24 protein-coding genes are annotated in these 25741 nt (G+C 42.9%); 8 read left to right on the forward strand and 16 right to left on the reverse strand.

Annotated features, from left to right (window positions below):
- Nucleotides 1-88: 88 nt before the first annotated feature.
- From MKY74_RS21560 to MKY74_RS21570, 3 genes are all read left to right on the forward strand, one after another.
- Nucleotides 89-928, forward strand: a complete 840-nt coding sequence (locus MKY74_RS21560) for an SDR family NAD(P)-dependent oxidoreductase (RefSeq protein WP_076165157.1) — start codon at nucleotides 89-91, stop codon at nucleotides 926-928.
- Nucleotides 929-1121: 193 nt separating this feature from the next.
- Nucleotides 1122-1904 (forward strand): phytanoyl-CoA dioxygenase family protein, encoded by a 783-nt coding sequence (locus tag MKY74_RS21565; RefSeq protein ID WP_076165155.1) that lies wholly within the window; start codon nucleotides 1122-1124, stop codon nucleotides 1902-1904.
- Nucleotides 1905-2021: 117 nt separating this feature from the next.
- Nucleotides 2022-2939 carry an AraC family transcriptional regulator gene (locus MKY74_RS21570; protein WP_076165154.1) on the forward strand — a complete coding sequence of 306 codons (918 nt, stop codon included), beginning with the start codon at nucleotides 2022-2024 and terminating at the stop codon, nucleotides 2937-2939.
- A gap of 189 nt (nucleotides 2940-3128) precedes the next feature.
- Here the strand turns inward: MKY74_RS21570 and MKY74_RS21575 are convergent, their stop codons facing one another.
- Both MKY74_RS21575 and MKY74_RS21580 read right to left on the reverse strand, forming a co-directional pair.
- On the reverse strand, nucleotides 3129-4190 hold the full coding sequence (locus MKY74_RS21575; protein WP_076165152.1) for a DUF4037 domain-containing protein: 1062 nt from the start codon (nucleotides 4188-4190) through the stop codon (nucleotides 3129-3131).
- 311 nt (nucleotides 4191-4501) lie between these two features.
- Nucleotides 4502-5356, reverse strand: a complete 855-nt coding sequence (locus MKY74_RS21580) for a patatin-like phospholipase family protein (RefSeq protein WP_076165150.1) — start codon at nucleotides 5354-5356, stop codon at nucleotides 4502-4504.
- Nucleotides 5357-5473: 117 nt separating this feature from the next.
- Between MKY74_RS21580 and MKY74_RS21585 the strand changes: the two genes are divergently transcribed.
- Nucleotides 5474-5845 (forward strand): MerR family transcriptional regulator, encoded by a 372-nt coding sequence (locus MKY74_RS21585; RefSeq protein ID WP_076165148.1) that lies wholly within the window; start codon nucleotides 5474-5476, stop codon nucleotides 5843-5845.
- 113 nt (nucleotides 5846-5958) lie between these two features.
- On the opposite strand, the gene MKY74_RS21590 is transcribed toward MKY74_RS21585, so the two are convergent.
- A complete protein-coding gene (locus tag MKY74_RS21590; RefSeq protein WP_076165147.1) occupies nucleotides 5959-7392 on the reverse strand; it encodes a PAS domain S-box protein in 1434 nt (477 codons plus the stop codon).
- Between the two features lie 298 nt (nucleotides 7393-7690).
- Here MKY74_RS21590 and MKY74_RS21595 point away from each other — a divergent pair, with 298 nt between their 5' ends.
- Together MKY74_RS21595 and MKY74_RS21600 are read left to right on the forward strand one after the other, a co-directional pair.
- Nucleotides 7691-8092 (forward strand): RidA family protein, encoded by a 402-nt coding sequence (locus tag MKY74_RS21595; RefSeq protein WP_076165144.1) that lies wholly within the window; start codon nucleotides 7691-7693, stop codon nucleotides 8090-8092.
- 24 nt (nucleotides 8093-8116) lie between these two features.
- Entirely contained in the window at nucleotides 8117-9613 is a 1497-nt protein-coding gene (locus tag MKY74_RS21600; protein ID WP_076165141.1) for a monooxygenase, read from the forward strand.
- 107 nt (nucleotides 9614-9720) lie between these two features.
- On the opposite strand, the gene MKY74_RS21605 is transcribed toward MKY74_RS21600, so the two are convergent.
- From MKY74_RS21605 to MKY74_RS21655, 11 genes are all read right to left on the reverse strand, one after another.
- Nucleotides 9721-10641: an alpha/beta hydrolase gene (locus MKY74_RS21605; RefSeq protein ID WP_076165138.1), complete on the reverse strand. Its 921-nt coding sequence runs from the start codon at nucleotides 10639-10641 to the stop codon at nucleotides 9721-9723.
- A gap of 193 nt (nucleotides 10642-10834) precedes the next feature.
- A complete protein-coding gene (locus MKY74_RS21610) occupies nucleotides 10835-11689 on the reverse strand; it encodes an AraC family transcriptional regulator (RefSeq protein WP_244169135.1) in 855 nt (284 codons plus the stop codon).
- Between the two features lie 310 nt (nucleotides 11690-11999).
- Nucleotides 12000-12962, reverse strand: coding sequence for a serine hydrolase domain-containing protein (locus MKY74_RS21615; protein ID WP_076165133.1), 963 nt, complete (start codon nucleotides 12960-12962; stop codon nucleotides 12000-12002).
- On the reverse strand, nucleotides 12959-13216 hold the full coding sequence (locus tag MKY74_RS21620) for a hypothetical protein (protein ID WP_208629227.1): 258 nt from the start codon (nucleotides 13214-13216) through the stop codon (nucleotides 12959-12961). The genes MKY74_RS21615 and MKY74_RS21620 overlap by 4 nt, the downstream gene beginning before the upstream one ends.
- Before the next feature lie 91 nt (nucleotides 13217-13307).
- Nucleotides 13308-15326 carry a hypothetical protein gene (locus MKY74_RS21625; protein WP_208629225.1) on the reverse strand — a complete coding sequence of 673 codons (2019 nt, stop codon included), beginning with the start codon at nucleotides 15324-15326 and terminating at the stop codon, nucleotides 13308-13310.
- 41 nt (nucleotides 15327-15367) lie between these two features.
- A complete protein-coding gene (locus MKY74_RS21630; protein WP_076165131.1) occupies nucleotides 15368-16123 on the reverse strand; it encodes an ABC transporter permease in 756 nt (251 codons plus the stop codon).
- The gene (locus MKY74_RS21635; protein ID WP_076165128.1) at nucleotides 16120-16869 is read right to left on the reverse strand and encodes an ABC transporter permease; all 750 of its coding nucleotides are present in this window, start codon (nucleotides 16867-16869) and stop codon (nucleotides 16120-16122) included. The genes MKY74_RS21630 and MKY74_RS21635 overlap by 4 nt, the downstream gene beginning before the upstream one ends.
- The gene (locus tag MKY74_RS21640; RefSeq protein WP_076165125.1) at nucleotides 16866-17579 is read right to left on the reverse strand and encodes an ABC transporter ATP-binding protein; all 714 of its coding nucleotides are present in this window, start codon (nucleotides 17577-17579) and stop codon (nucleotides 16866-16868) included. Before MKY74_RS21640 ends, MKY74_RS21635 begins: the two co-directional genes overlap by 4 nt.
- 205 nt (nucleotides 17580-17784) lie before the next feature.
- A complete protein-coding gene (locus MKY74_RS21645; protein ID WP_244169134.1) occupies nucleotides 17785-18681 on the reverse strand; it encodes a HAMP domain-containing sensor histidine kinase in 897 nt (298 codons plus the stop codon).
- A complete protein-coding gene (locus MKY74_RS21650; RefSeq protein WP_076165123.1) occupies nucleotides 18678-19355 on the reverse strand; it encodes a response regulator transcription factor in 678 nt (225 codons plus the stop codon). Before MKY74_RS21650 ends, MKY74_RS21645 begins: the two co-directional genes overlap by 4 nt.
- 271 nt (nucleotides 19356-19626) lie before the next feature.
- Nucleotides 19627-20079 (reverse strand): DinB family protein, encoded by a 453-nt coding sequence (locus MKY74_RS21655; protein WP_076165121.1) that lies wholly within the window; start codon nucleotides 20077-20079, stop codon nucleotides 19627-19629.
- An 858-nt stretch (nucleotides 20080-20937) separates the two neighbouring features.
- Between MKY74_RS21655 and MKY74_RS21665 the strand changes: the two genes are divergently transcribed.
- Both MKY74_RS21665 and MKY74_RS21670 read left to right on the forward strand, forming a co-directional pair.
- Entirely contained in the window at nucleotides 20938-21843 is a 906-nt protein-coding gene (locus MKY74_RS21665; protein WP_076165118.1) for an NAD(P)-dependent oxidoreductase, read from the forward strand.
- Between the two features lie 38 nt (nucleotides 21844-21881).
- A complete protein-coding gene (locus MKY74_RS21670) occupies nucleotides 21882-22250 on the forward strand; it encodes a MerR family transcriptional regulator (RefSeq protein ID WP_076165116.1) in 369 nt (122 codons plus the stop codon).
- 427 nt (nucleotides 22251-22677) lie between these two features.
- On the opposite strand, the gene MKY74_RS21675 is transcribed toward MKY74_RS21670, so the two are convergent.
- Complete coding sequence (locus MKY74_RS21675; RefSeq protein WP_208629219.1) at nucleotides 22678-24357, reverse strand: ABC transporter ATP-binding protein; 1680 nt, start codon at nucleotides 24355-24357, stop codon at nucleotides 22678-22680.
- Nucleotides 24354-25475 carry a helix-turn-helix domain-containing protein gene (locus tag MKY74_RS21680; RefSeq protein ID WP_076165114.1) on the reverse strand — a complete coding sequence of 374 codons (1122 nt, stop codon included), beginning with the start codon at nucleotides 25473-25475 and terminating at the stop codon, nucleotides 24354-24356. Before MKY74_RS21680 ends, MKY74_RS21675 begins: the two co-directional genes overlap by 4 nt.
- Nucleotides 25476-25741 lie beyond the last annotated feature (266 nt).

Below are 25741 nucleotides of genomic sequence, written 5' to 3' on the forward strand. Positions count from 1 at the left end.
TAGGCATAATGTTGAAAGTTTTCTTATACAGGTCAGAGCAGGTGCTGATACATAATAAACACATCTTAAATGAAAGGATGAGATATCATTGCTGGATCAAAAGGTATGGTATGTTACAGGAGCTTCGAAAGGTCTTGGACTTGCTCTTGTAAAAAAGTTGTTAAGTAACAATTACCGGGTCGCTGCTACATCAAGAAACTTAGAGGAGCTGAAACGAGCTGTTGGCCAGGTCCCCGAGGATCGTTTTTTGCCATTGCAAGTGGATCTGAAAAGTTCCGAGTCTATTGATCAATCCGTGAAATTGGCATACGAATATTTCGGACAAATCGATGTGGCGGTCAATAACGCCGGATACGGAATTGGAGGAGCAATTGAGGAACTGTCACAACAAGAAATCATGTCAAACTTCGAAGTTAATGTGTTTGGCAGTATTTACGTGATCCAAAGTGTTCTACCCTACATGAGGACGAAACGCTATGGCCACATCATTAATATTTCATCGATCGCTGGAGTTGCTCCACACACGGGATGGAGTATTTATGCTGCCACAAAGTCGGCTATTATTGGGATGTCTGATGTGTTAGCCCAGGATGTTAGATCTATGGGCATTAATGTAACGGTTGTTGCGCCGGGAGGATTTAGAACTGAGTTTAACTCAGCCGAATCTCTTGTTGTCGCGGATTATAAAATAGCGGATTATCTTCCTCTCCACGAAGGTATTAAACAATTTGCTGCAAATCATGGCAAGCAGCTTGGTGATCCGGAAAAGGCTGCTGAAGTCTTTATCGAGCTGGTAGAATCCGACAATCCACCGACCTGCTTATTTCTAGGATCCGACGCATACCAGCGGGCAACCGAAAAATATAACAAGCTGCTTGAAGATATGCAGGCAAATAAGAAAATAAGTGAACGAACGGATAGTAACTAATCTTCGTTATCAATAACCGTTGTAATCATTGATTGGTTGACGCTCATTTAATGAGCGTTTTTTTCTGCTTGCACATACAGCTATTTGAAAAATAACCTTACTGTATTGTAGAAAAAACCAAGAATTAGAACATATTCCTCTGGTAATGTGTTATCAAAGATGACCACCCTATACGTTGGAAGGAGTTATCGCGATGGAAGTACTGTTACCGCAAAGCAAAATTGATTTTTATCAGGAGAATGGTTTCGTTGAAATCGAGAATGCCCTAACGGAAGAAGAAATGAATGAATTATCCGAGTTTTTGGAGGAAGCCATGTCACAGGAAAGTAATCATTCGGTAGCCACCTCTGTCAAAGGCGAAAGCTACTACAAGGTATTAAACCAGAAAGTAAACCTTTGGCGCGATCATGGCGGTATGAGCCGTTACACATTTCACCCGAAGCTGGCTAAGATGGCAATGAAGCTAAGCGGTGCGAGCGGCATTCGCCTCTTCCATGACCACGGATTATGGAAGATGCCGCAGGATTCCAAGCCGACGGCCTGGCATCAGGATTTTCCGTATTGGCCGATGACTGCACCCGGCGCCTTGTCTGTCTGGATTCCAATGCATGATGTCGACGAACATAACGGCTGCATGATGTTTGTTCCTGGCTCCCATAAGGTAGGCACGCTGCGGGGGATTAACTTAGCAGACCCTCAGGACTTATATGATCAGATCAAAGGAACAGAGCTGGAGAAGACGAAGCCGGTGAAGGTCCCGTTGAAACGAGGCAGCTGCACGTTCCACCATGGTCTCACCTTCCACTTCGCACACGCGAATCAAAGCGACGAACCAAGACGTGTATTGGCAATCATTTACATGCCTGACGGGACCATTTACAGCGGCAAAAGCCACCTAGTAACAGACCATGTTGGTCTTGAGGGAGGGAAACCGTTCGGCGGCGGTTTATTTCCTTTGGTCGCCAAACAGACATAGACACGAAAGCGGGCGGGGTCATTCGATCTAGCCCGCCTTTTCTGTCTTACCCGTTTGCCTGCAAAGCGTTATAATTTAGTTATGATTAGGCCTATGTAAAATATTGGAGATGATCACATGACACGAATGGACAGCGGAAAGTTCCTAGAAAGCCGTGATTTCTTGTTTCATGCCGCTCCCTACCGATTCAACTCGGGGGAGATCGTCCCCTCCCATTCGCATGACTTCATCGAGCTTGCTTACGTTGCCCAAGGACAAGGAGAGCATTACTATAAGGGAGAGTACTACAATATTGCGGAAGGCGACGTTTTCATGATCGAGCCGGATGAGGAGCATGCTTATCGAGCGGGCCATGCGCATCTCCCGGTCGTATATAACGTGCTCTTTCAACCCGAGTTGTTACGGCGCGAATTGGAACCGCTCGCCGATGTCGCCTCCTTCGTAGACTTCTTCTACTTGGAACCCTTTCTTCGAAAGACAGTACGTTTTCAAGGGAATCTCCGATTGAAGCCTTATGAACAGATCGAAATGGAATCCCTTCTCCATCGCTTGATTCTCGATTTCAAAGAAAAAAAGCTTGGATATCGTATTTTGACGAAGACGCGCCTGATTGAACTCTTTATTTTTTTGAGCCGCTGCCATCACGACCGGAAGCATTCCCCCCTGCAGGAATTATCGTCTGACGAGAAGGTCATCCTGCACATCAGCGAGTTTATTCGCAAGCATTACGCACAGCCGTTAACGCTTGCTCAGGTCAGCGAGATGTGCCGGATGAGTCAGACCGGATTCTCAACCAAATTTAAGCAATATATCGGCAAGACATTCACTGAATTCCGCAACGAAACACGCATTCGAGTGGCGAAGCAGCTGCTGGAGCAGTCCGATCGCAAAATTATGGAAGTTGCCCAGGATGTCGGCTACGAGGACTTAAGTTTCTTCAATAAAATGTTTAAGCATATGGTTGGATTCTCACCCAGCCAATACCGCAATGCAGCCACAACAGCTACACATGCTTCTAAGTCTCCACCATCCTAAGCAACGTCATCGATTGGCCGTATGACATCGGGCAAGTTTTATTCTGCTTATAATATTCAATGGAATCCTCGACCAACGTGCCATCCAAAACTTCTCGCACAATGCCGTAGGGGTCGATTCTGGAAAACACAGCCTGCAGCGCCTCATCCCGGCTCTTAACGGTCACCGTGGGAGCCATTTGGATTTAAGTTACAAACCGGGCTTAAATAGTTTTTTCAAAGCTTTTCTTGCGTAAACTCCTTCTCCCTCAGACCACTTATTCATGTTCCTGAAATCCGTGTTGTCTGTGATCTGGTCAATGTTACCAATCAAACGTTTTTTGGATAACTGTCGAATGTCTGTATCGACAATTTGATTTGCGATGAGGCAAGCAATATCTCCACCGCTCATGACTTTAAAAGGACGATCAAAAAAGTATGAAACTTCATCAGGGATCTTTTCAGTGATCTTTAGTCCGTTGTGCATATGTGATAGATGTTTGTAAGCATTATTCAAAGCATACTCGCGTTCTCTCCATGTAACCGCTGTTTGAGCAGTCCAAAGGTAAGGAAGTATTTGATCAGAACATTTCAAACGTTTAAATGCAGTACCAAACCATTTTGGATAAGGTGCATATTGACGCTCCATGAGAAAACAGAGATTTATAATATCGCGGACAAGGCGGGAAGCAATAATTGCTGAGCCAAGTTCATCCCCTATTAAACCCGAACGATGCATCAGATGTTCTTCTTGACCGATTCGCTGCCAACTGGATGCCATAAGGTATAACCAAATATCGTGAGGGTAATATGCGAATCGTTTGCGTAATGTGGAAAGTTGACCGTTATCGTCCCTATAAACTTCCCCCCGTGTTATTTCGAGAAGTGACTGCGAAGGAAAGGTTAGCCAATCTACAGGCTCTAACTCTTCAATTTTGCTTACAGCCAGGTAACTTTCAATGAACCTCGGCACTGTGGTAATTACGCTCCTCCCTATATCTACGGGAAAGCCATAAAACCGTTCTGGAGCTCGTTCTTGCAGAGTTGATTGTATGAGTTCGGAATACCCGATATCTGGTTGGTTAAGAAAAAGATATACCCGGGGAACCCAATCGTGATCAGTCGACATTTCCGTATCATATCCGAGCACTTCGCTACCGGGACCAATTAGAGCCGATGAATAGGACAAGAAAGGGTAACTGTCCGTCATTACAGGCTCAACGATTTCGATATGAAATCGACGGCATAATTCTATTCCTTTGATAAAAGACATTCCCCATTCCTCCAAGTCCATCAACCACAATTATCATATTTAAGCCCATTCACTCATAATTTCAACATAATCTGGATGCAATGTATAGTTAAAAAAACATTATAGGAGAACTATCCTACCCGTTAGCGTAATGAGCCTTCTTAAGAGCTATAACGGCTGGATCGTGATGTCTTGACTCTTATGTAGTCAAAAAATGCCTATGGACAAAGCCAACTCATTCATCTGACTTGGCTTTGTCCATAGTTCGAATCAAATAACCGACATAACACTGAGTGACCCAGAGAATTCCTACCCATTCAATTTGAATAGCATTACCAAATAGTCAGAACGGCTTCGGCTATAGAGCATCCCTGCTCCCGTCCGGCGATCGCTGTTACGCTGCGGCGGGCCGGGTCGTATGGATTCGGGCCGATGGCCACAACGCTGCGTTCATCGGGAGTTATAAGATAAACGTCCGCGTTTGTACGCATGCTTGCCGCATCCTCCGCCGCTCCCGGGATGGAGCCATAACCATTTGGCATCGGGGAGAGAATCACGATCCGATCGTAACCTTCAGCCAGCCTTGAATTGGTCGTGGACACCATTCCTCCGTCGGTCCAAGAGCGGTCACCGATCGATACAAGCGGCCAAATTCCCGGAACGGCTCCGCTGGCTGACACGGCATCGAGCAAAGAAACTCCCGATTGATGATCGAAAGTATGAAGTTGCCCGGTTTCGGCATCGATGGCGGTCACCTTAAGATTCGCCGGCCATTTTCTGTTCACAAGGCGACTCTCGACCACGGCGCGCCGCTGTTCAGGCGACACGGGGGAGGGAGTATTTTTGGCGATAAGGCCAAATTCTGCCCCGACTTTTCGCGGATCGCTTCCTCCCGTGGCAAATGCCCTATACCACGCTTGCCTCAATTCATCGGAAGCGGCGACCGGTAACTCGGCCGCGTTCGCCTCCGACTGGGCGGCAAACAGATTATTCATGTCGTATCCACTGGCCAAGGCTGCTCCGACAAAGGCACCGGCGGACGTTCCGATGATCACGTCAGCTCGATGGAGGTCTACTCCGGATTCGAGCAGACCCGCTAAGACACCAACCTCCCATGCGATCCCCGTCACGCCACCGCCCCCCAAAACTACAGCTCTGGTCGGTGAATTCCTTTTCTGAGCGTTCATTCACAGCTCCTCCTTCTGATCGACTATTGTGCCAATAGGTTTGACAAGGTTCCATTAGACCTCTAAAGTATAAACTATAAAGTATACTTGAAGGTCAAGCCTTACGCGGGAGGAAGTATGAAAATTCATGTGCTGGCGCAGAAGACCGGGTTAAATCCGCCGACCATTCGTTATTACGAGAAGGAAGGATTGCTGGATAGACGCCACGTTGAGCGCAGGGACAATAATTATCGTGAATATACCGAGGAAGCGGTCGAACACCTTTTACTGATTAAAAGGGTTCAGGCTGCGGGTTTTACGATAAGGGAAATCAAAGTTATTTTGAAGGAAGAAGACGAGAACAAACTTGAGCTCTCCAAGGCCATAGAATTTTTGCGGAAGAAGATGAAGGAAATGGACCATAGGAAAAGAGAATTGGAACAATCGCAGTCTCTTCTCGCTCGGATGCTAGACAACAAATTGGCGCTGCTGGAGAAGAAGGGAACATAAGAAAATCGTTTATGCTCCTACCGTAATACACTTCAGCTATAGTTCTCGCCTCTATTTTCCTTAAACTATTTTTACTGTTAAACTCAAACCACCGGATCGATATTCCAGAGTAGTTATTCCGTTACAGGTAATTTGATATCGACCGTGGTTCCTTGATTAAGTGCGCTTCGAATGCTCAAGTTCCCTTTATGGTCATGAATAATTTTATAGCACATCATCAAACCAAGCCCTGTCCCCTGTTCCTTTGTCGTATAAAAGGGTTCCCCTAACCGATGAAGGTTGTCAGTAGGTATCCCAACACCTTCATCCTTAATACGGATTATGAGCTCATTCAATTGCTCAAAGGCGACGATCTGAATTTTGCCACCATTCGGAGTTGCCTCAATTGCATTTTTTAATACATTGACGAACACTTGTTTAATATCCACTTCCGAACAACAAATTGGAGGAAGATCTCCATGTATTTCTATGTAAACTTGAACCCCATTCATTGTAGCTTGGGCTTCTAATAAATTTATTACACTATACAAAAGGGTACCTATATCGTTCCTTTTTAAAACCTTCGGCTGCGGCTTGGAGAATATCAATAGCTCATTGATAATACTATTCATCCGGTCGACCTCAGATAACATAATCTCACAGTGCTCGACTCTTCTCTTATCAGATTCCTTCATAAGCTGAAGAAAGCCCTTTAGTGATGTTAAAGGATTGCGGATTTCGTGTGCTAGCCCTGCGGCCAATTGTCCAACAACATTTAATTTATCTGCTTTCCGGAAAAATTCTTCAGATTTTATGCGCTCAGAGATGTCACGGGTAATGCCTGTCAATGCAATAATTTCGCCGTAGCCATTTTTAATTGGAGAAAGGGTTATAGAAACATGTACTAACTCTCCGGCTTTATTCCGCCGAACCGTCTCAAAAGTCTTTGCCAGCATATCACCTTGGATTTCTTGGGTAATGGATTTGAATTCATCTTCCATCTCCGGCGGGACAATGGGCAACTGCCTGCCAATCAACTCATTTTCAGACCAACCATATAACATTTCAAATGAATGGTTTACACGTATCACATTTCCCCCTGTATCTATGATACAAATACCATCTGCCGAGTCATCAATGATCGATTCCAGCAATTTCTTAGTTCTTTCCAGCTCTTGTTCCGCCTTTTTCCGTTCCGTAATATCCACGCATGAGGCAATAACCTCAATGACCTTACCATCTCGTCGAATTGGCCTCAGCGATGCCAAATAATAGATGCCTTTCGATTCCCCTTCATACGTGACTCCTTCATTTCCTTCCCAGGCTTTAACATAGTGTCGTTCCTTGGCTGCCGCTTTCCCAGCTGGGAGAAAGTCCTTAAGTTCTTTCCCAATGACGTCTCTTTCCTCCAAACCCATTTTGGACATTAATTGTCCAGCGCAATAAGTATGAACAAACCGTCCCTCTTCATTTATAAATTTGAAGGTCATGCCGTGCTGCTCTCGTAATATTTCCTCAATATCCTGGAAGTACTTTTCTAGATCCTTGTCCGATGGTTTCCTAAGCATTGGTCTCAACACCTCTTCAGAAGGGCTCGAATAGGAACACATTCGACAAGCATTTTAGGAAGTCCTTCACAATGGCTCCTCGACTTATTTGCCACATCACATCACAGATTGTTTCCAGAGAAATATAGACTTACTCGCATATTGAAATTGGGGTTGACAGGATAAAGAGTGACCGCGTACAATTATTTTGTTTCATATGAAACATAAATTATATATAATTTTTATAACACCCTGTTTTATAAGTATCGAAAAAGATTCAAGTGAAACAATAATTAATGAAGGAGGTTCATGCCTGCCTATGGAAATCGTGAATCCCAAGACATTGACGGATCAAGTTACATCTGTCATTTCCCATGTCGTGGTAACTACTGCCTCTAAACTGGCCTTCATCTCAGGTCAGGTTGCTGTAGATGAAACAGGCGCATTGGTCGGTTCAAGGGACTATTACGCGCAAGCGATTCAAGTGTTCACCAATCTTAAATATGCATTGGAAGCCGTGCGAGCGGATCCATTGTACATTGCAAAAATGAACATTTTTGTGGTAAACCACCACCCGGAATTGATTTCGATTATTTTTGACGCCGGATTTCATGTGTTTGGCTCTAACTGGCCGAAGACAGCAAGTACCTATATAGGCGTTCAAGCACTAGCCGATCCTGAATGGCTTATCGAAATAGACGCTATCGTAATCTTCCCATAATGTTTAAGAAAAGAGGTTATTGATATGAAATTTGAAGTCATCCTTATCGGTGGCGGACCTGTCGGCATGATGTTAGCTGGAGAATTGGCATTAGCCGGTGTAAAGGTCTGCGTCATTGAGCGATTAAAAGAGACAACCCCGTATTCACGTGCGCTTACCGTACATCCACGAACCCTTGAAATATTAGATATGCGTGGAGTGAAATCACAACTAATCAGTAAAGGCCGCTTACTTTCGAGAGGACATTTTGCCGGATTAGAAACTCCTTTGGATTTCTCTGTGTTGGATTCTTCTTCCAATCACACTCTCTTTTTACCGCAGAGTGAGACGGAGAAGGTGCTGGAGGAATGGGCTCTTAGCCTTGGCGCAGAGGTCTGGAGAGGGTTTGAGGCTCTATCTGTGCATCAGGATGAGGATGGGGTCGACGTTAAGATCGCCGGACCTCATGGAGAAACAACGTTAAGATCAGCTTATGTGGTAGGTACGGATGGAGCCAGAAGTTTGGTTCGCAAATCTGCAAATATATCCTTTGAAGGTACAGATGCGACCTTTACAGCTATTCTGGGAGATGCCGTTCTATCTGATTTGGCTCCTATGAGTGTTATATCCCGAATTACAGAAAAAGGTTTGGTCAGCATCATGCCGATCAATGATCATATCTATCGGGTCTTGATTATCGATATGGAGAGACGTAACATCTCTAAGGATGAGAAGGTTACCTTGGAAGAGTTTCGTTCATCACTCATCCGTACGACCGGAAGCGACCTGGGATTGAACGATGTAAAATGGATGTCCCGTTTCGGAAATGCGACGCGGCAGGCGGGTCGGTATCGGAATGGTCGATTGTTCTTAGCGGGAGATTCGGCGCACATTCATTTTCCGGCTGGTGGACAGGGAATGAACGTCGGCTTACAAGAAGCGATGAACTTAGGCTGGAAGCTTGCAGGAGCCATCAAAGGCTGGGCTCCGGAATGGCTATTGGACAGTTATCATACCGAACGTTTCCCATGGAATACGGCCTTGCTCCGGAATACCGAGGTCCAAACCCTGCTTCTGGACGTGACTCCTTCCATCACGGAACTGCGAAGCATGCTGGCTGATCTGATTCAAATACCGGAGGCTAATTATCAAATCGCTGCACAGATTTCCGCCATGGATGTACATTATGCACCCGACGCCGAAGCGCCTTCCCATCCTTTAAACGGGAAACGGTTCAAAGATCTCCGCTTACAACTGAAAGACGGGCAATTGATTAACTCCTATCCGCTCCTGAACAAAGGTACTTTTCTTCTGCTGCAGTTCCATTCTAATGAACCGATTAGCGGCCAATGGGAAACGTATAGCAACCTTCAAGTATTACATGCATCTTTGGCTGAGGCAGACGCGGATTGGAACGACGTCCACACGGCACTTATTCGTCCGGATGGACATATTGCCTGGGCGATTTCTCTATCTGAGGCGAATCCAATGCAAAAAATAAATGAAGGTATCACTCGCTGGTGTGGAGACATTACGGATTAGCCCTACGAGCATCATAAATCTGCCGTTAAAACAAAAAAAAGCCGCTCTTACGCGGCTTTTAATCATGTATGTTCTTGTCGTCTTACAACACTACGCCCCGATTTACTTTAATTAAATACCTTTTTAACAAAGCCAATTAGCCTGGACTTTAATATATCACCATGCTCTCCCTTGTGGTACATATCTGTTCCGTGATAGCCACTCTCATCTACAATCAGCTCTTTATCCGTTGCTCCGGATGCTTGATATAATTTGCGCACTTCTTTTTCAATGGAGCCTCCATAATCGCCAGGTGAAAAAACAAACACGGATGGTGCTTTAATCTTTTCGACGCTTGGAATGGCATCAAGGGGCCCACATTGTGCAGGAGAAGAAAGAATAATCAGCCCCTCAATCGGCAGCGCTTGACGAACGCCTGCAATGATTGCTGTACTACCGCCACATGATGCTCCTGCCAAAAACACTCTTTTTGCACCCAATCGTTTGAGTTCGCTTAAGGCAGCATCTGCATCACGATCTATATTCTGATTATCCTCCGGAATATTCTGTGAGGCACCATGATTACGATATTCAGGAATAACAACGAGATATCCACTATCAGCCAGCTCTGTTCCCATGTCAAGAAAAGAGCAAAACTTATAGCCTTGCTCGTGTGCAAGCAGGACTCCTTTATCTCCGCTGCCAAGCACAAGTGCCGACAGATGCACCCCATCACTGGTTGTCAACGTAGTGGCTTTATCGCGTAGCTCTTCAGGAACACAACTGTTCACAAGATGCCCGCTAGAAGAGCGTACCGCTTGATCTGGCCAGGCAGGATCATACTCAACCGGTGGGTTTGATGGTATGTTCTTCACTTCGGAAACTGGTGTTTCATTTACAGCATCTTCTATAGGTTTCGTATTTTGAGGTTGATCAGATAGAGATTGATTTTCATCTGGAGATATAGGCTTAGTGGTGCATCCTGTAATCGTTACTAACAAAATGAGCAATACATATACCATTTTTGTTCCTTTTAAAAATACGTTCATAGATTTTCTACACCTCTAACTATTACTTGTTGAAGGAAACTCCTGTTAAATCAATTGATCTCATATTTAACCTCCTTTGATTGGTGTGTGTTAAATATACACAAAATGTATGTTCGATTAAAGGGAGCGATGTGCAGCTCACCAAAAAGCTAGCAGCCTCCAAAATCAAAGAAAATGTTTTTAACAACCACACCTAAGTTAATTTCCTTACTGCAAACCATAGCTCAACGAAATTAAGTCCGTCTTTAACTCCTGTAACTTCAAATTCCATCCCATCGACCTGCTCGTATCCAGCAGTAGGAAGCCATTCAGAGAAGAATCGTTTATATAATGTCTCAATGGTTTCATCAAATTTGTCCCATGTGAACAGATCAGAGGGGAAAATCGCCCATGTTTGAGCTGGTATTGTTATCATTGTGTACCCATCCGTTTTACTTGAATCCCCTTTAAATGCGGACAGCATATACGGAAAACTACCCTCTTCCGTTTTTTTGTAGCTACAAACAGCATGTACTTTATGATAGTTCTGATTTAAAAAAGTGGGTAGATCACCTGCATTGTCCGTAAGCCTTTCAACCTCTCCATTAGCATGGCTTTGCTTCCATAATTCTGCTGGGGTATCTACACCGTTGAATTGAAACAATTTTTCGATTCCGAATACTTGAAAGGGTTCTTTTGTCTCGATACGATAGTTCATAGCCTTTTCTCCTTTAATTGAAATAAGGAAGGAAAGACGAGGATAGGCTTTGAGCTCAGTCCCTTCTTCTCGAGCCATTGCTGGATTAACACCATGCAACAATTGAAAAGCTCTTGCGAATGAAACTGGAGATTCATAACCATACTTTATCGCAATGTCAACAACTCTCATATCACTATTCTTTAATTCAATGGCAGCAAGAGTGAGCCGTCTTCTCCTTATGTATTCCGCAAGAGACACATCTGTAATAAATGAGAACATTCTCTGGAACTGATATGAAGAACAACAAGCACATTGAGCAACTTCCTTCAAATCGATCTTGCCGGTTAGATTCAATTCGATGTAATCCATCGCTCGATTCATCCTCGTGAGCCAATCCATCTGATCCCTCCTCTTATCAAAAGTATAGGTATGCTACGTTCTCATATCGCAACTATTTGTGCACAATTTAGTTTCCTAAGAGAATTCATGTCGTTTCTAATAATTAATTATATAGCGCAAAGATCTACTTATTAAATTAAGTTTTTCGGAACGTTGAGATCGTGTTTTATAACGATCCAGCTCGTTAGTTCAACAAAAACAGCAGCCGTTTAGCAGCCGGCTGCTGCAGTGTTGTTTTAGATTGTTGTTTCCCCATTTTGCAAACACATACTGCGCTAAATCAAACAACAGATTTCTCAAGAATCTCCTTATGAATATCTCCATAAGTTTTGCTTGATGGAGTGGGGGTAGCCTGGATAACTGTTATCATGTTTTGCTTAGGCAGAATATTTATCTCTTGACCGCCGAATCCCCTGCATGCATAGCCATTTTCCAGTATCCACCACAAATATCCGTATGAGCTGTTGTTGTCGTTTGGCCTAAGCATTTCCTTAATGTAATGTTCAGAAACAATCCGTTGGCCATCTACAATGCCGTTGTTTAGAACTAGAAATCCTATCTTCGCAAGATCTCTGGCAGATAAATTAGAATGTTCCTCTCCTTTCATCACGGTATACGATACACCACAAGGGCTTTCAGCCCATCTTCCACTCGATATTCCTAGAGGCATATATAAAAACTCCTCACACAGTTCATATGATGTATTTCCGAAAGCATTTCCAATAACAGCAGATAACAATAGCACGTCCCATTCTTTATACACGTAGCTGCTTCCAGGATAGTCCTTCATCGCAACATCTGCGACATGTGCGACCCAATCCCTCGTCCGCTTCATTTGCTCGACCATCGGGCAATGATAATGAACGCCGCCGTTCCAGAAAATCCCTGATGACATGGTGAGAAGATGACGAATCGTTATGGCCTTATGATAAGGATGGACACCCCTTTGAAACGCGGGCAAGTAATCGCCGATTGGCTCGTCCAGGCTTCGAATCATGCCTTTATCGAGACAAATCCCCATCAGTAAAGAAAGAATACTTTTCCATATCGATTTAATATGATTTCTGGTATTTTCATTATACTTGTTGTAATATCGTTCAAAAACAATTTTCCCGTTTTTCACAACAAGGACGCTGTTGACAAGCCGATATCGCTTTTGTTTAATAAAATAATCAAGGTCGCCTAACATCTCCGCATCCATGCCTTCCGCCTGGGGCGTGGAATATTGCCACTCTAAATTCATCTCAAATACCTGCCGATAATCGATTTTTCGTTTCTTTTTAACTGCTCTGGAGATCCGAGCGCAATAATAAACCCACCATCACTGCCGCCTCCTGGCCCCAATTCTATAATATAATCGCAATTGCTTAACACAGCGGGGTCATGCTCAGTCACAATGACCGAATTCCCATTCTCTGTTAATTCCAGCATCAGCTGGATTAGTTTTTCACTATCTGAAAAAGATAAGCCGGTTGTAGGCTCATCGAGAATATACAAACGATCCTTACCCGATTGCTTGCCAAGCTCTTTAGCGAGTTTAATTCTTTGAGACTCCCCGCCGGAAATGGTCGGTGTTTGCTGCCCCAGCTTAATAATACCCCAGTCCTACTCGTTCAAGAGTGAAAAGTAAATGGCAGATATTCTTATCATATGCGGCACTTTCCTCATTTCCGAAAAAATCTATCGCTTCCGATACGCTCATTTCGAGGATTTGCCGTATATTTTTGCCTTCAATCGTTATTTCCATGGCTTCTTCTATAAAGCCTGTTCCCCCGCAAGCGTCACAATTTTGTTCGATATAGTTTCCAAAGCCCACATGATATTTAATCACTTGATCACCTTTGCATTGACGGCATCCACCTTCAGAGTTCAGTGAAAATAATCCTGCTCCATATCCTCTCTCTATCGAATCAGACGTGCCTGCAAACATTTTTCGGATCCGATCGTATATCCCCGTGTATGTAGCTGGACAAGAGGTTCTGCTTCTTCCTATAGGTTTTTGATCAATGACCAAGCATTTCTTGATATGTTCAATTCCACTTACCCTTACATCGGATAAAAATACCGTTTCTTCGTCTTCATCTGTAATTGTAAGAAACTCTTTTAGTTTAGGGACCAAAGTGCCTGAGATTAAACTCGATTTTCCACTGCCCGATACCCCCGCGATCCCTACCATTACCCCGAGGGGGATTTGTACAGTTAAGTGGCGAAGATTATGTAGGCATGCATTTTCAACCGTCAGCATTTTTTCCGGGTTTATCTTAGAATATGTCTGCTTTACTTGCAGCTTTTTTTGATCGGCTAGATATGGCGAGGTTCTCGATAATTCACATGTCATAAAATCGTCGAAGCTGCCTTGAAAGATACGATGACCTCCAAAAATTCCAGCATCAGGTCCTAGATCAATGATATAATCTGCAGCGCGCATAAAATTTTCATCGTGCTCAACAGCTATTACCGTATTCCCCCGATTAACCAGATTTTGAATAATTTGAATAAGCTTTGCTTTCTCAATTTCATGCAAACCAATGGTCGGCTCATCGAATATAAAGATGATGGAATCCATCTGAGCAATGATAGAGGAAGCGAGGAACAAGCGTTGTATTTCGCCACCCGACAAGGTTGGGACAGGTCGCGACAATGAAAGATGGTGAAGGCCCACATCAATCATACAATCCAACTTAAGATGAATCTCGTTGATCAGCGTCATACCGAATAACTCAGAGTTTTCCGTTGTTAAAAAATCATTCAAATCTCTAATATACATATTCTCCAGATCTGTTATGGTTTTTCCGGCTATTGTTGTATGCATTGCCTGTTCACCCAAGCCGGCTCCTCCACATTTGTTGCACGGTTCCTTCTTTCCGTACGCTTCAGATAAAATGCCATTTTGCCTACCGCTAATTTCACCATATTTAAATCCATTCAACAGCCAAGGAATGACACCCTGAAAACTTGTCTTTCCATGGTCTCCATATTTTAAAGCTAACAGTTGTTCATGGTTCAAAGTATGAAGCGGTTGCGTTACAGTCAGTCCATGATATGAACAAAATTCGTCCAACCTCTTTCTGGCTCCTCCCCGATATAGCAACCGTTCGACTAATAGATCTTTTAACTGTGTTCTTCCATCAGAGAATATTTTATCTTCATCAATGGAATACACGTTTCCATTACCTAAGCACTTTACGCACATTCCTTTCGGTGAGTTCCTCAGGAACATGTCCATGCTTAGGGAAAGCCCATCGTCGTAATTGGGATCTCTCTTGCCATATGTAGCAAATAAAACGGCGAGCATATTGCCAATCTTTGTCCGCGTTCCAACCGTGCTACGTGGATTGGATTGGCGAATAATTCTTTGTTCCACTGCGACGGTAGGGGCTAGACCTGTGATTTGATCAAAGGTCGGTGCGGCATCCACCATAAACTGCGTACCCGAAAACATAAGGTATCGGCGCTTGCCCTCCTCATACAATGTGTCGAATGCAAGACTGGATTTCCCGCTGCCGGATACTCCGGTTATCACGGTCAATTTACCCCGTGGAATCCGAAGATCGATATTTTTCAAATTATGAACCCGTGCACCCTTAATTTCGATAAATTTGTTCATAGTAGGCTGCCTTTCATCATATTTCATCTTAAACCTAAAACTTAGGCATCTCGTTTACGGAAAAGTACAATAGCTACTGTAATCAAAATCAGTGTCCATAACATTGAAATACCTGCCCCTTGCATGGGTGTAAGGTAATTTATTTCATCAGTGGAAGGCGGCATATACATATAATATCCTGCTGTATCTGGAAAGTAATTTCTAATAGTAGGAAAATCTCTCGTCAATGGACTGACAACGAAATAATAACCAAGCAGCACAACTAAAGCAGGAGTGGTTCTTCTAAATAAAGCACCTATAGCTGCACTAAGAAGTGTGGTACATGTTAGATAACCTGTTGCACCTAATAGTATTTTTATCATCGTGTCTATTTCAATCACTACTGCTGTGTCTCTCATCATCGTAAAAGTATATAGAACACCTGAAGCAGCCATAATAAATGCCGCAGGAATGGTTATAATTGCCAATGCGAAATGCTTCGTGGATAATTGAACCCCCCGCCAAGGTATCGTAGCTAAAGTAGTTCGAATCTGTCCACCAGTGTACTCCGAACAAGTAGCTAGTATACCAAGAATAATGAACCCTGCTTGAAGATATCTCATAGAAGCAAGTCCTATATTCAGTATACTTTGCGTTCCTGCTGCCCCTTGTAGACCAACAGAAGTAAAAGCTGCAGCTAACAGTAAATTAAGAATGAATGTACCTGTAAGAGTGAGCCATATTGAAGGTAGTGTAACTAATTTATCCAGTTCAGCGCCAAGGATTCGGGTTATCTTTTTACTCGAAGGGAAACTCATGATGCAACGTCCCTTTTATGGAATACGATAGCTGCAGCAATGAAAAGAACGACGACCCAGGCAAACATGACTAAACCGCCTGTGAACGGGGTGAGAAATCTATTGCTCAGAAACATAAACATTTCAAAGCCGGCCCGATCCGGTAAGTATAACGCCAACTTTGTAACCTTAGAAAGAAGGAAGCTGAATGATACAAAGGATGTATTTATGATGAGCACAGCAAGCGGGATCATGCCATGCTTTGTTAGAACAGTAATCCCAAATGCTAAAAGAGCAGTGAATGCCCAGTAACAAACTGCACCGAGCAGTTTAGGCCATTCAAATGCAGGGGTGTACTCGCCAAGAACAAGATGCGTAGCAGACACCGTTGTCATAATAGCCACAACACTAAGCAATATGCTGATCACTGTCACAGCGCCTGCTTTTGCCAACAAAAAATGAATCCTTGATGAAACAACCGTTAAACTTGTTGTAATCTGCTGTCCTCCGCCGGATTCATTGCCCTCTGCCAAATACTCGCTGCTGACGGCAAGCACACCGAGAATAATGACGCCTTGTACACCAAGACCTAATCCAATGTAGCCAACTTCCGATAGCCGTGTGCCAACTCCAGCTATAATCTCTTCTTTTTGTGCGGTACTATCCAAAGCAGCAATGACCGCTGGGGCTACTGCTCCAATAAGAAAGGCAAGCCAAATGCCCGGCAGGGAGAACAATTTAGATAATTCCGCGTTGAACGCTCTCATACAACATCACCTGCAAGTCCAGATGTCAGGGCAAAAAAGGCTTCCTCTAGCGTGGAACGGTTACCTATTACTTCTTCCAATGTTCCATCTGCAACGATTTTTCCGTGATGAATAATCACCACATCATCAACAGTCTCTGCAAGCTCTCCCATAAGATGACTGGATAGTAACACCGTATTACCAGACGCAGCACGTTCACGTAAAAATGTCCGAATCCAGCGAATTCCTTCCGGGTCGAGGCCGTTTACGGGCTCATCTAAAACCAATATTTTGGGATCGCCAAGCAGTGCAGCTGCCATCCCAAGTCTTCTCCCCATACCGAGGGAATACTTCCCGACTCTTTTACCGGCTGCATTCGTAAGACCTACTATATCCAGCACTTCTTCAACACGTGAGCGAGACAATCCTGCGGCATGTGCCATCCAACGCAAGTGCGCCCGTCCTGTTCGCATACGATGAGCTCCAGATCCATCAAGTGCGGCACCTATTGTTGTTAGAGGATTATGTAACTCTGCGAATGGCTTCCCATCAATTAGTGCATTTCCTGAGGTGGCACGATCTAACCCAAGCAGGATCCGTAGTGTAGAACTTTTACCTGCCCCGTTTGGACCTAAAAAACCCGTTACTCTACCTGGTCTAGCTTTAAAACTGATACCTGATAAGATTTCTTGAGTTCCGCGATGTTTGACTAAGTTATTAATGATAAGCAACCATAACACTTCCTTTCTGTTATGGTCCAATTATAAAGAAGCAAGGTTACATCTCGGTTATCATGCTGTTTACTTCTGGGTTAACTCTAGGTTAAGCTCTGCCAATAGCTACTCTTGTTCCATTTTCATTGGATGTAAAATCAGCTTTCAGCTTCATTTTTTTTAACATATAATTTGAAGTCGATAAACCAATCCCCGCTCCGCCCTAGTAGGATGAGTTATCCATACCTGGACCTCTGTCTGCAACAATAATCTGTTCTTTTTCTACATCAACCACAATGTTTATATATTTTCCCTCTGCTGCATGGCGAATAATATTCTGAAATAAATTATCCAGAATTCGTGTCATCCATTTAGGATCTGCTTCCCAATAAAAAGTCTCCTCTGTCGGTAAATCAACATCGAGCTGAATTTCTTTTTCTTCAAATAGAGGATACCACGCAGCAACAGATGCTCTTACTAAACGTCCAATATCTGTTGAAGTGGATTGAAAAGGATGTTTCCCTGATGTAAGCAATGTGTAGGAAAATAAATCATCCATTAGATCTCCGACTCTAGTAATCGTATGATTTATCTCTGTTAATGAATTCTGTCCATCTAAACTTATAGATTCTTTATTTAATCTGGTGACGTGTCCTCTCAAAATAGTAAGTGGTGTTCGTAAATCGTGAGATAAATTCGCAATGAGTCGATGTCGTAATAACTCCTCTTCATATTCCCGCTTACGACTGTCTTCAAGCCGCTGAATCATCCAATTAAAAGAACTTCCTAACTGGTCTATCTCATCCATACGAGCCGCTTGAACAGATATGGGTTTAGGAAATGAGTTATTTTTAGCTGAAGATGACATGACTTCCTGTAAGTGAGCGAGACGTTTTTGAAGTTTCAAGAAGAACAGCCAAGATAATATAACAAATGCGACCATAATAAAACCAAACAATAGCACGGAAATGTAAAACAGATTTAACGTATTCACATTTTTTTCATGTGTATTTGAAACCCCAAAAAACGCACTGATGAAAATCAGCATTATCGGAGGAAGAAAGATAAATAGAAAATGTACTTTTAGAAACCGACGAAATAATGATCTGTTCTGTTTCATAGTTTCACCCGGTAGCCTATTCCCTTCAACGTTTCGATAATCTCTGGGGAATCTGGATTACGTTCCAACTTTTGACGTAGCCGACGGATATGCACCATTACTGTTTTATCACCAGTTATATAAGCTTCTTGCCAAATTGCTTCATAAATTTGTTCTTTAGGTAAAACTTGATTAGGATGGCGTAAGAAATACATTAAAATTTGATGTTGTTTCCCCGTCAATATAATTTCTTCACCTGTGCGTTTGTCAAATACCATTTGGCCTTCCGGATCTACTTCAATATGATTTCCTAATAAAATGCGTTCGGAATGTGTGACACCACTTCGACGGATTAATACTTCCAATCTTGCAACTAATTCATCCGTATGGAATGGTTTCGTTAAATAGTCATCAGCAAATTGTAAGCCATCTACCTTATCATCGATCGATGTTCGAGCGGATAACAGCAAAATAGGAACAGCAGGAGCTGCCTTTTTTAATCGTTTTCCCACAGTAAAACCATCTAAACCAGGTAACATGATATCCAATATAACGATCTCATGCTGATTTACTTCTTTTTCGGCTCCTTCACCAGAAAGCAGCCACTGAACTGAAAATCCTCGTTTTTCCAATTCTTCTTTTACCAAACTGCCTATCTTTTCATTATCTTCTATATATAATACGGTTCTTTTCAAGTAACATCCCCCTCTCTATATTGAGTACACTACTAGCCAGATTAACACAATATAAATAATCGTTTCCAGGTAAGACAATCTTATCGTTCGCTTACTCTTGTTTTCTTACTTTAATGCTGCTGATTCATTTTTCGGGATTATCCTCACCCTCAAAAATGTTTTTTACTTCTGAAGGGCAAATACATCAGGATCATGTGATACCTCAAAAATGAAGCTGCCGATCAGCTTTCGGCAGCTTCTTACTTGTAAGTTTTTTAACTATGGTATCCCGTTAGCTTAGTCGTTCATTCATTTGTTTAAGGTGATGAAAATCGTGGTCAATGAATATCTTCAAGTATTTATCCACTGTAAACTGACGTTTTCCAGAACCAATGGTGAACTTAGCATTACTGTCGATTCCAGATATCGCTTTAATTAATATTCTTCGATTCAGGACAAACTCATCTATTAAAGAACCAGTTGTTGTAAAAACACTTATGTATTCGATGGCTTCTCTATTATGTGAGTCATGATTAGGGAAAGCGTTCAAGTTGGAACCCTCATTCATATAGGGGACATGATTCTGTAAAATAAACTTATCCCAATAATATAGATGTCCTATGATTTCCTTGACTGACCACTTCCCTTCACTTATTGGCTCAAGAAGGCGTTGTTCATCGAATTCTTTATACTTTAGTATTTCTTCTGCTGTCCGATCATAACTTAAAGCTGCTTTATTACTCATTTATTAACCTCCATTTCAGATATGGGATAAGATAATTTATCCATTAACAACGCTATTGTTTTAAAGTGAAAAGTAGAGATCACTTATAAATAAACGATCCTGCCCTTACCAAATTCAAAGATTTATTATGCCAGTAAAACTTCCGTCCCCCAAAAAATAACTTCTAATTCACCTAAAGTGGATATATGAAATAATGTCCTTTTCGATCTCATCAAAAGTGTGGTACGTATGCAAATAATACTTCTCGCATTTTAGAGTTTCCCAAAATGATTGCATGGGGCCATTATCGATGCATCGCCCAACTCGAGACATGCTCTGAGACAGTTCGCTTTCGTCCAAGAGCGCTTTAAAGTCCAGCGATGTGTATTGGAAACCGCTGTCGCTATGAAGCATTGGCTTGCTTCCTGGGGCTGCCTGCAAGACAGTGTTTTCGATAACCTGGTACTTAGACAAACCACCTTATAATCCAGCACCGCCTGTAGCTTACGATTCTCCAATCCTTTGCAACCGTACAGTTTGTATTGACGCTGCCATTTCCATAACGTCGGGTTGTGAATGCTATACTTATTATTCAGTAATCATATTGCGTTAGCGTAACGGACTACAGCTAACTTTTTCCCTTAGTTTAGCGCCATAAGCTTGTTTTCAGAAAGTTTGAACTTAATAAAGCACCTTGCTCCTTGGGTTTCCATCCTTGTCTTATTGCCTCAGAAATAATTAAAGCTATTTCAGAAGGCATTGGCCCAATAATCCTCTTTGATTGAGATAGATATTTCACATCGCACTTTACCGTTGCTATTACATTAGTGTCATAATTTACAATTAACTCTGAACAATAGTTGGAGAGGAGATATTTGTATGTATGATAATAACCAAACGATGAACCCCCCTGCTGATCGCTCTCCGGTTACGGTCATTGGTCTTGGTCCAATGGGCCGAATGTTGGCTGCTGCATTTTTACAAAATGGCCATCCGACTACGTTATGGAACCGCACCAAAGGTAAAGCAGACGAGCTTGTCAGCCAAGGAGCGACTGTTGCAGATACGGTTGCCGATGCGGTTGCGGCAAGCCCGTTGGTAATCGTTTGTGTACTCGATTACAATGCCGTATACTCTATTCTTGAGTATTCGGCTGCTTCTCTGAAAGGTCGAACTTTGGTAAATCTCACCAGTGGTTCCCCGGATGGAGCGAGGCAAATGGCTGCATGGGCTGCAAAAGGCGGATTTAACTACCTCGACGGTGCGATTATAGTCCCTGCAGTTGGTCAACCGGAAGCGTCTATTTTGTACAGCGGTTCTGAGAATGCTTATCTTACACACCAGAGAACACTAATGAGTCTGGGAGGCACTTCCTCATATCTTAGTATTGATCCAGGCCGTGCAGCAGCATACGATGTAGCATTACTGGATATTTTCTGGACATCGATGACCGGTTACATCCACGCCCTTGCCATTGCCAGTGCGGAGAATATCACGGCGACGGATCTCGTGCCTTATGCTAGAAAAATCATCGGCATGATGCCCGATATAATGGTTGAATTTGCAAATCAGGTCGACAACAGCCATTACCCAGGAATTGAATCCAACCTCATCTCCACCGAGGCTGTAATGGATAACATTATCCATGCATCCAAAGCCCGCGGCATCGAAGTTGGAGTACTAATCGCCGCGAAAAATCTTGTCCGTCAGGCGATCGATTTGGGCTACGGCAAGCAAGATTTCTCGTATTTAGCAGAGCTGATTCGTAAACCTCACGATAACTAACGTTAGTCCGAGCATACCACTTGAAAGGAGCCATTTCTATGAAAATAAGCCAATTGTCTAAAATAACCGGCGCTAGTACCCGATCAATCCGACATTATGAAGCAACCAATTTACTCACTGCTTCCCGTCTAAAAAATGGTTTTCGGGAGTTCGATGAAGCTTCCATAGAGCGCATCAAAACGATCAAAACTTACTTGAACTTAGGATTGACGACAAAACAAATAGAAAAAACCTTAAAGTGTACGGACGGGTATTATAAAGATGAAGCAGAGAAGGTTTGTCGGGAAATGATCCAAATGTATGAAGAAATGCTGCTAGAAGTCAACAGAAAAATGAATGCATTGGCTGTCGTCAAGCAAGAGATGGAAGAGCAAGTCCGGCAAATGAAGGAAAGCTTATATAGCTAAACATTACTGATTGCATTCGCTTTGATATAATGTTGAATTAGGCTTCGATAGAACAGACATCAAAATCCTTCGGAGCGTGCTTTCGAAAGGATTTTTTGTTTTTGTTTAAGTCCACCCATTTAGAAATTGTCCAGCATTAGTGAAAAAAACATTATGACTACTTCTCTACCACATCATGAATTCCCACGATATTTTCGGATCTTTTACCTATATGGTCTTGAACGATCCTGCCCGTTAGCTTAACGCATGTAGCCAGTTAGCGTTGTAACTCCGTTTATGCGGGTAACAGGAGTAGGCTATTATTCACCACAGTGACTTTATCGGCTACGGAAAAAGCCGCATTTTACGCGGCTATTAACGGCAACTGATTGTTTGACCAATTGCCGTTGATTCTGTAAATGAGCCCCATTAAGGAGTTCTCTCGGTTTTATAAGGTCTTCGTCAAATGAATGGTTTTATTGAAAAAGTCCATTCCTTCCATTTGATGCGAGATCACAATCAATATACCCATATATCGCTGTTCCCGTAAGGAGTGAATTATGATGCGTCGAGTCTCTTCGTCGACGTTAGCTGTGGGTTCATCTAATATTAATACATCCTTGTCGGCAAGCATGGCTCGTATAAAAGCGATGATTTGAGCCTGACCACCCGAGACACCTGAAGTGTTTTGATTGATTTCGGTATCCAGTCCTTTTGGCATCCTGTCTATATACTCTTTCAACCCAAGTTCGTCAATCAGGTTTTCAACAGTGCTGCGGTTACAATTTTGCCCGTATAAAATATTGTCTAACACAGTCCCACGGAACAGAAAGGTACTCTGGGATACCACACCAATTCTTTGCCTTAAGGAGTCGCTTTGAATCGATGAGGCATGGATACCGTTAAAGGAAATGATTCCGTACGCAGGCTGGTACAACCCTAATAAAAGTTTAATAAGCGTCGTTTTTCCCGTACCGTTATCCCCAAGAAGAAGGACCTTATCCCCTCTCGTGAACGAGAAAGTCAAGTCATTAAAGACCAGAGGAAGATCCGATCGATACCGATATCCTACACGGAGGAATTCTATCGTTTCAATCCTTGAATCCAACTCGACTACCTTACCGCTGTTTTCGTCCTCCATGTCCAATAGCTGGTAAATTCTTTCGACACTCAAGCAAACCGGTTTCAAAATCGTATTTAAGGATGTGAGACTTTGTGCACTGGCAAACACTTTTGTGGTGTATAGGGAAAAAGATGTGTACATTCCAACCGTAAATTGCCCTTTTAAGATGAGGATGCCGGAGATTAACAATATGATTAGGGTGAACAGGTTGTTTAACAAGCTGACGTTTTCAGTTAAAAAAATCAATGACTTGTTTTGTTTGACGCTATGGTGAAACAGCTCATTCATCTTGGATTTAAATTTGAAGAGCTGCGTCTCTTTACCGCCGAGAATTTTAATGTCCTCGATGCCATTCATGGATTCAAAGACTTCCCCGCTTAAAACAGCGGACGACTCCATCATTTCCCTTGTGCTGTTCAAAAATTTTTTGTTGGATGATTTGGATAAAAAAATGAAGACAGGTACTAAAACAATAACTACGCAAGATATTTTATAATTAATGGCGAACATCGTGATCACTGCAAACATGGCATTTAATACGCTAAGCACCATACTGATAATGACTGGCGAAAAGGCATTTCCAACTGAATTGCATTCAGCCACTCGTCCCTGAAGGTATCCTTTTTCAGTGGTTGAGAGGTAACTCATTGGCAATGATAATACTTTTGACATGACCAAATACTTTAACTCATTAACGATCGAATAACTTATTTTTACAAACAACCGTCCAGATAAAAGAGAACATGCATACTGCACCAGATATAGAACAGCCATCATGCCTAACAACAAAAACATGTCGTTGATGTTCTTATCTTTTAATAAAACCCGATCAAGCAATATCCCTGTTAGATACGGGATGGGAACTGTCAAAATCGAACTCGCCAGAACAGCGCCTACCCCGAACATAAAGGACAGTCGGTACTTTCCGATAAAGGGAACTAGTTTAAAAAGATTCCTCCACGGTCCGATTCTACTCATGACATTTGCGGGGATTGTCAAATTCAACGGAATTCCCCCCAAACGTTGCAGATGAGCTTCTCCAATACTTTTTTGAAACGGGGATCATCCAGAAACGCAGATAGCTCAGGATGATTCGCAATCATTTCGTACATCTTTTTTCGCTGGTGCTGTGTATTGCCCATGAACCACATCCCCGAGCCCCACTCTGCTAACTGATCATGGATCAAGTCAAAAAAGGAGTCCCCGCCTGCTGCAGTCCGCTTCTGATGACGAGCTGCGAGTTCTGTGAATCGTTTGAGGTTATCCAGCGCCTGTTCTTTATCTCCCAGAGTCGTATACCCTAGAGCAGCTGTAAGAAAAAGGTTTGCATACAGGTTAGGGTTTAGATGCTTAAAATCGAAGGCTTCCGCTAGGGCAAGTGCTCGTCGATAGATCTCCTCGAATGTTTTAATGTGATCCACCGAAGACATTAAGTAAGAGATCATAAGTCCGAACAATGTAGTGACATGCCGGTACATGCCCATTTGCAGGAAAGCTTTCGAGTTATCCGTGTTGCCAAGCATTTGGTATGCGAAAGATTTGATCCATTCGACGGGCATGAGTGGCGGGTTCATTTCCCCAAGCAGGTCCAGTGCCTTATTAGGATCGCCAAGGGCCATGCAGCAGCTTGCTTCCAAATACACGGCTTGATGGATGAGTTCTATGTCGTCACTTTCTTCTTTTACTCGTACAAAAAGCCTCTTTGCCTCTTGGATCAACACGTTCATCTCAGAAACATCTTGCAAGAGTGTACTGTGGTTTAGGATCAACATTCCCACTTTTTTTAGCAACGGAAAGCAGGCGCAGTATTTCTTCGTTATTTCACGGCATTGGTTCAAAGCTTCATCCAATGGTTGTGAATCGAAAGCACTGGATAACTGATCGCATAGTTTTCGAATATCATCCGGTTCTAATTGCGGTCGATAATCCATTAAATCATCAATGGTTGTATTAAAGAATGAGGCAAGAAGCGGCAGCATTGTAATATCCGGGTAACTTTGGCCTGTTTCCCATTTGGAGACCGAGGCTTTCGATACTCCTATAAAATTGGAGACATCCTCCTGGGTCATGCCCTTTTCTTTTCGTTTTCGAGCAAGCACCTCGGCGATATTGATTTCTCTCATTATCATCACCTTCCGTTAATAAGTCTAACGAAAGGAGTGGAATGATGACAATGGAGTCGTAATTAATTTCAGTTAAAAAAATCAACTAACATGAAACTTTGGTTAAACCGAACGATGCATCCATAATTCTTGCTTCACTTAGGATCGAGCTCAAACAAAGCCGGGATCAGGGAGACCGATCGGCTTAGAAGGTTGCCCCACATCTTCGCATAGTTCATTCCTAGGCAACAGCCAAGCTTGAGGAAAAGGAAAAAACCAGCTTCCGC

The organism is Paenibacillus sp. FSL R5-0378 (assembly GCF_038009285.1).
GTDB classification, from domain to species: domain Bacteria; phylum Bacillota; class Bacilli; order Paenibacillales; family Paenibacillaceae; genus Paenibacillus_AQ; species Paenibacillus_AQ favisporus.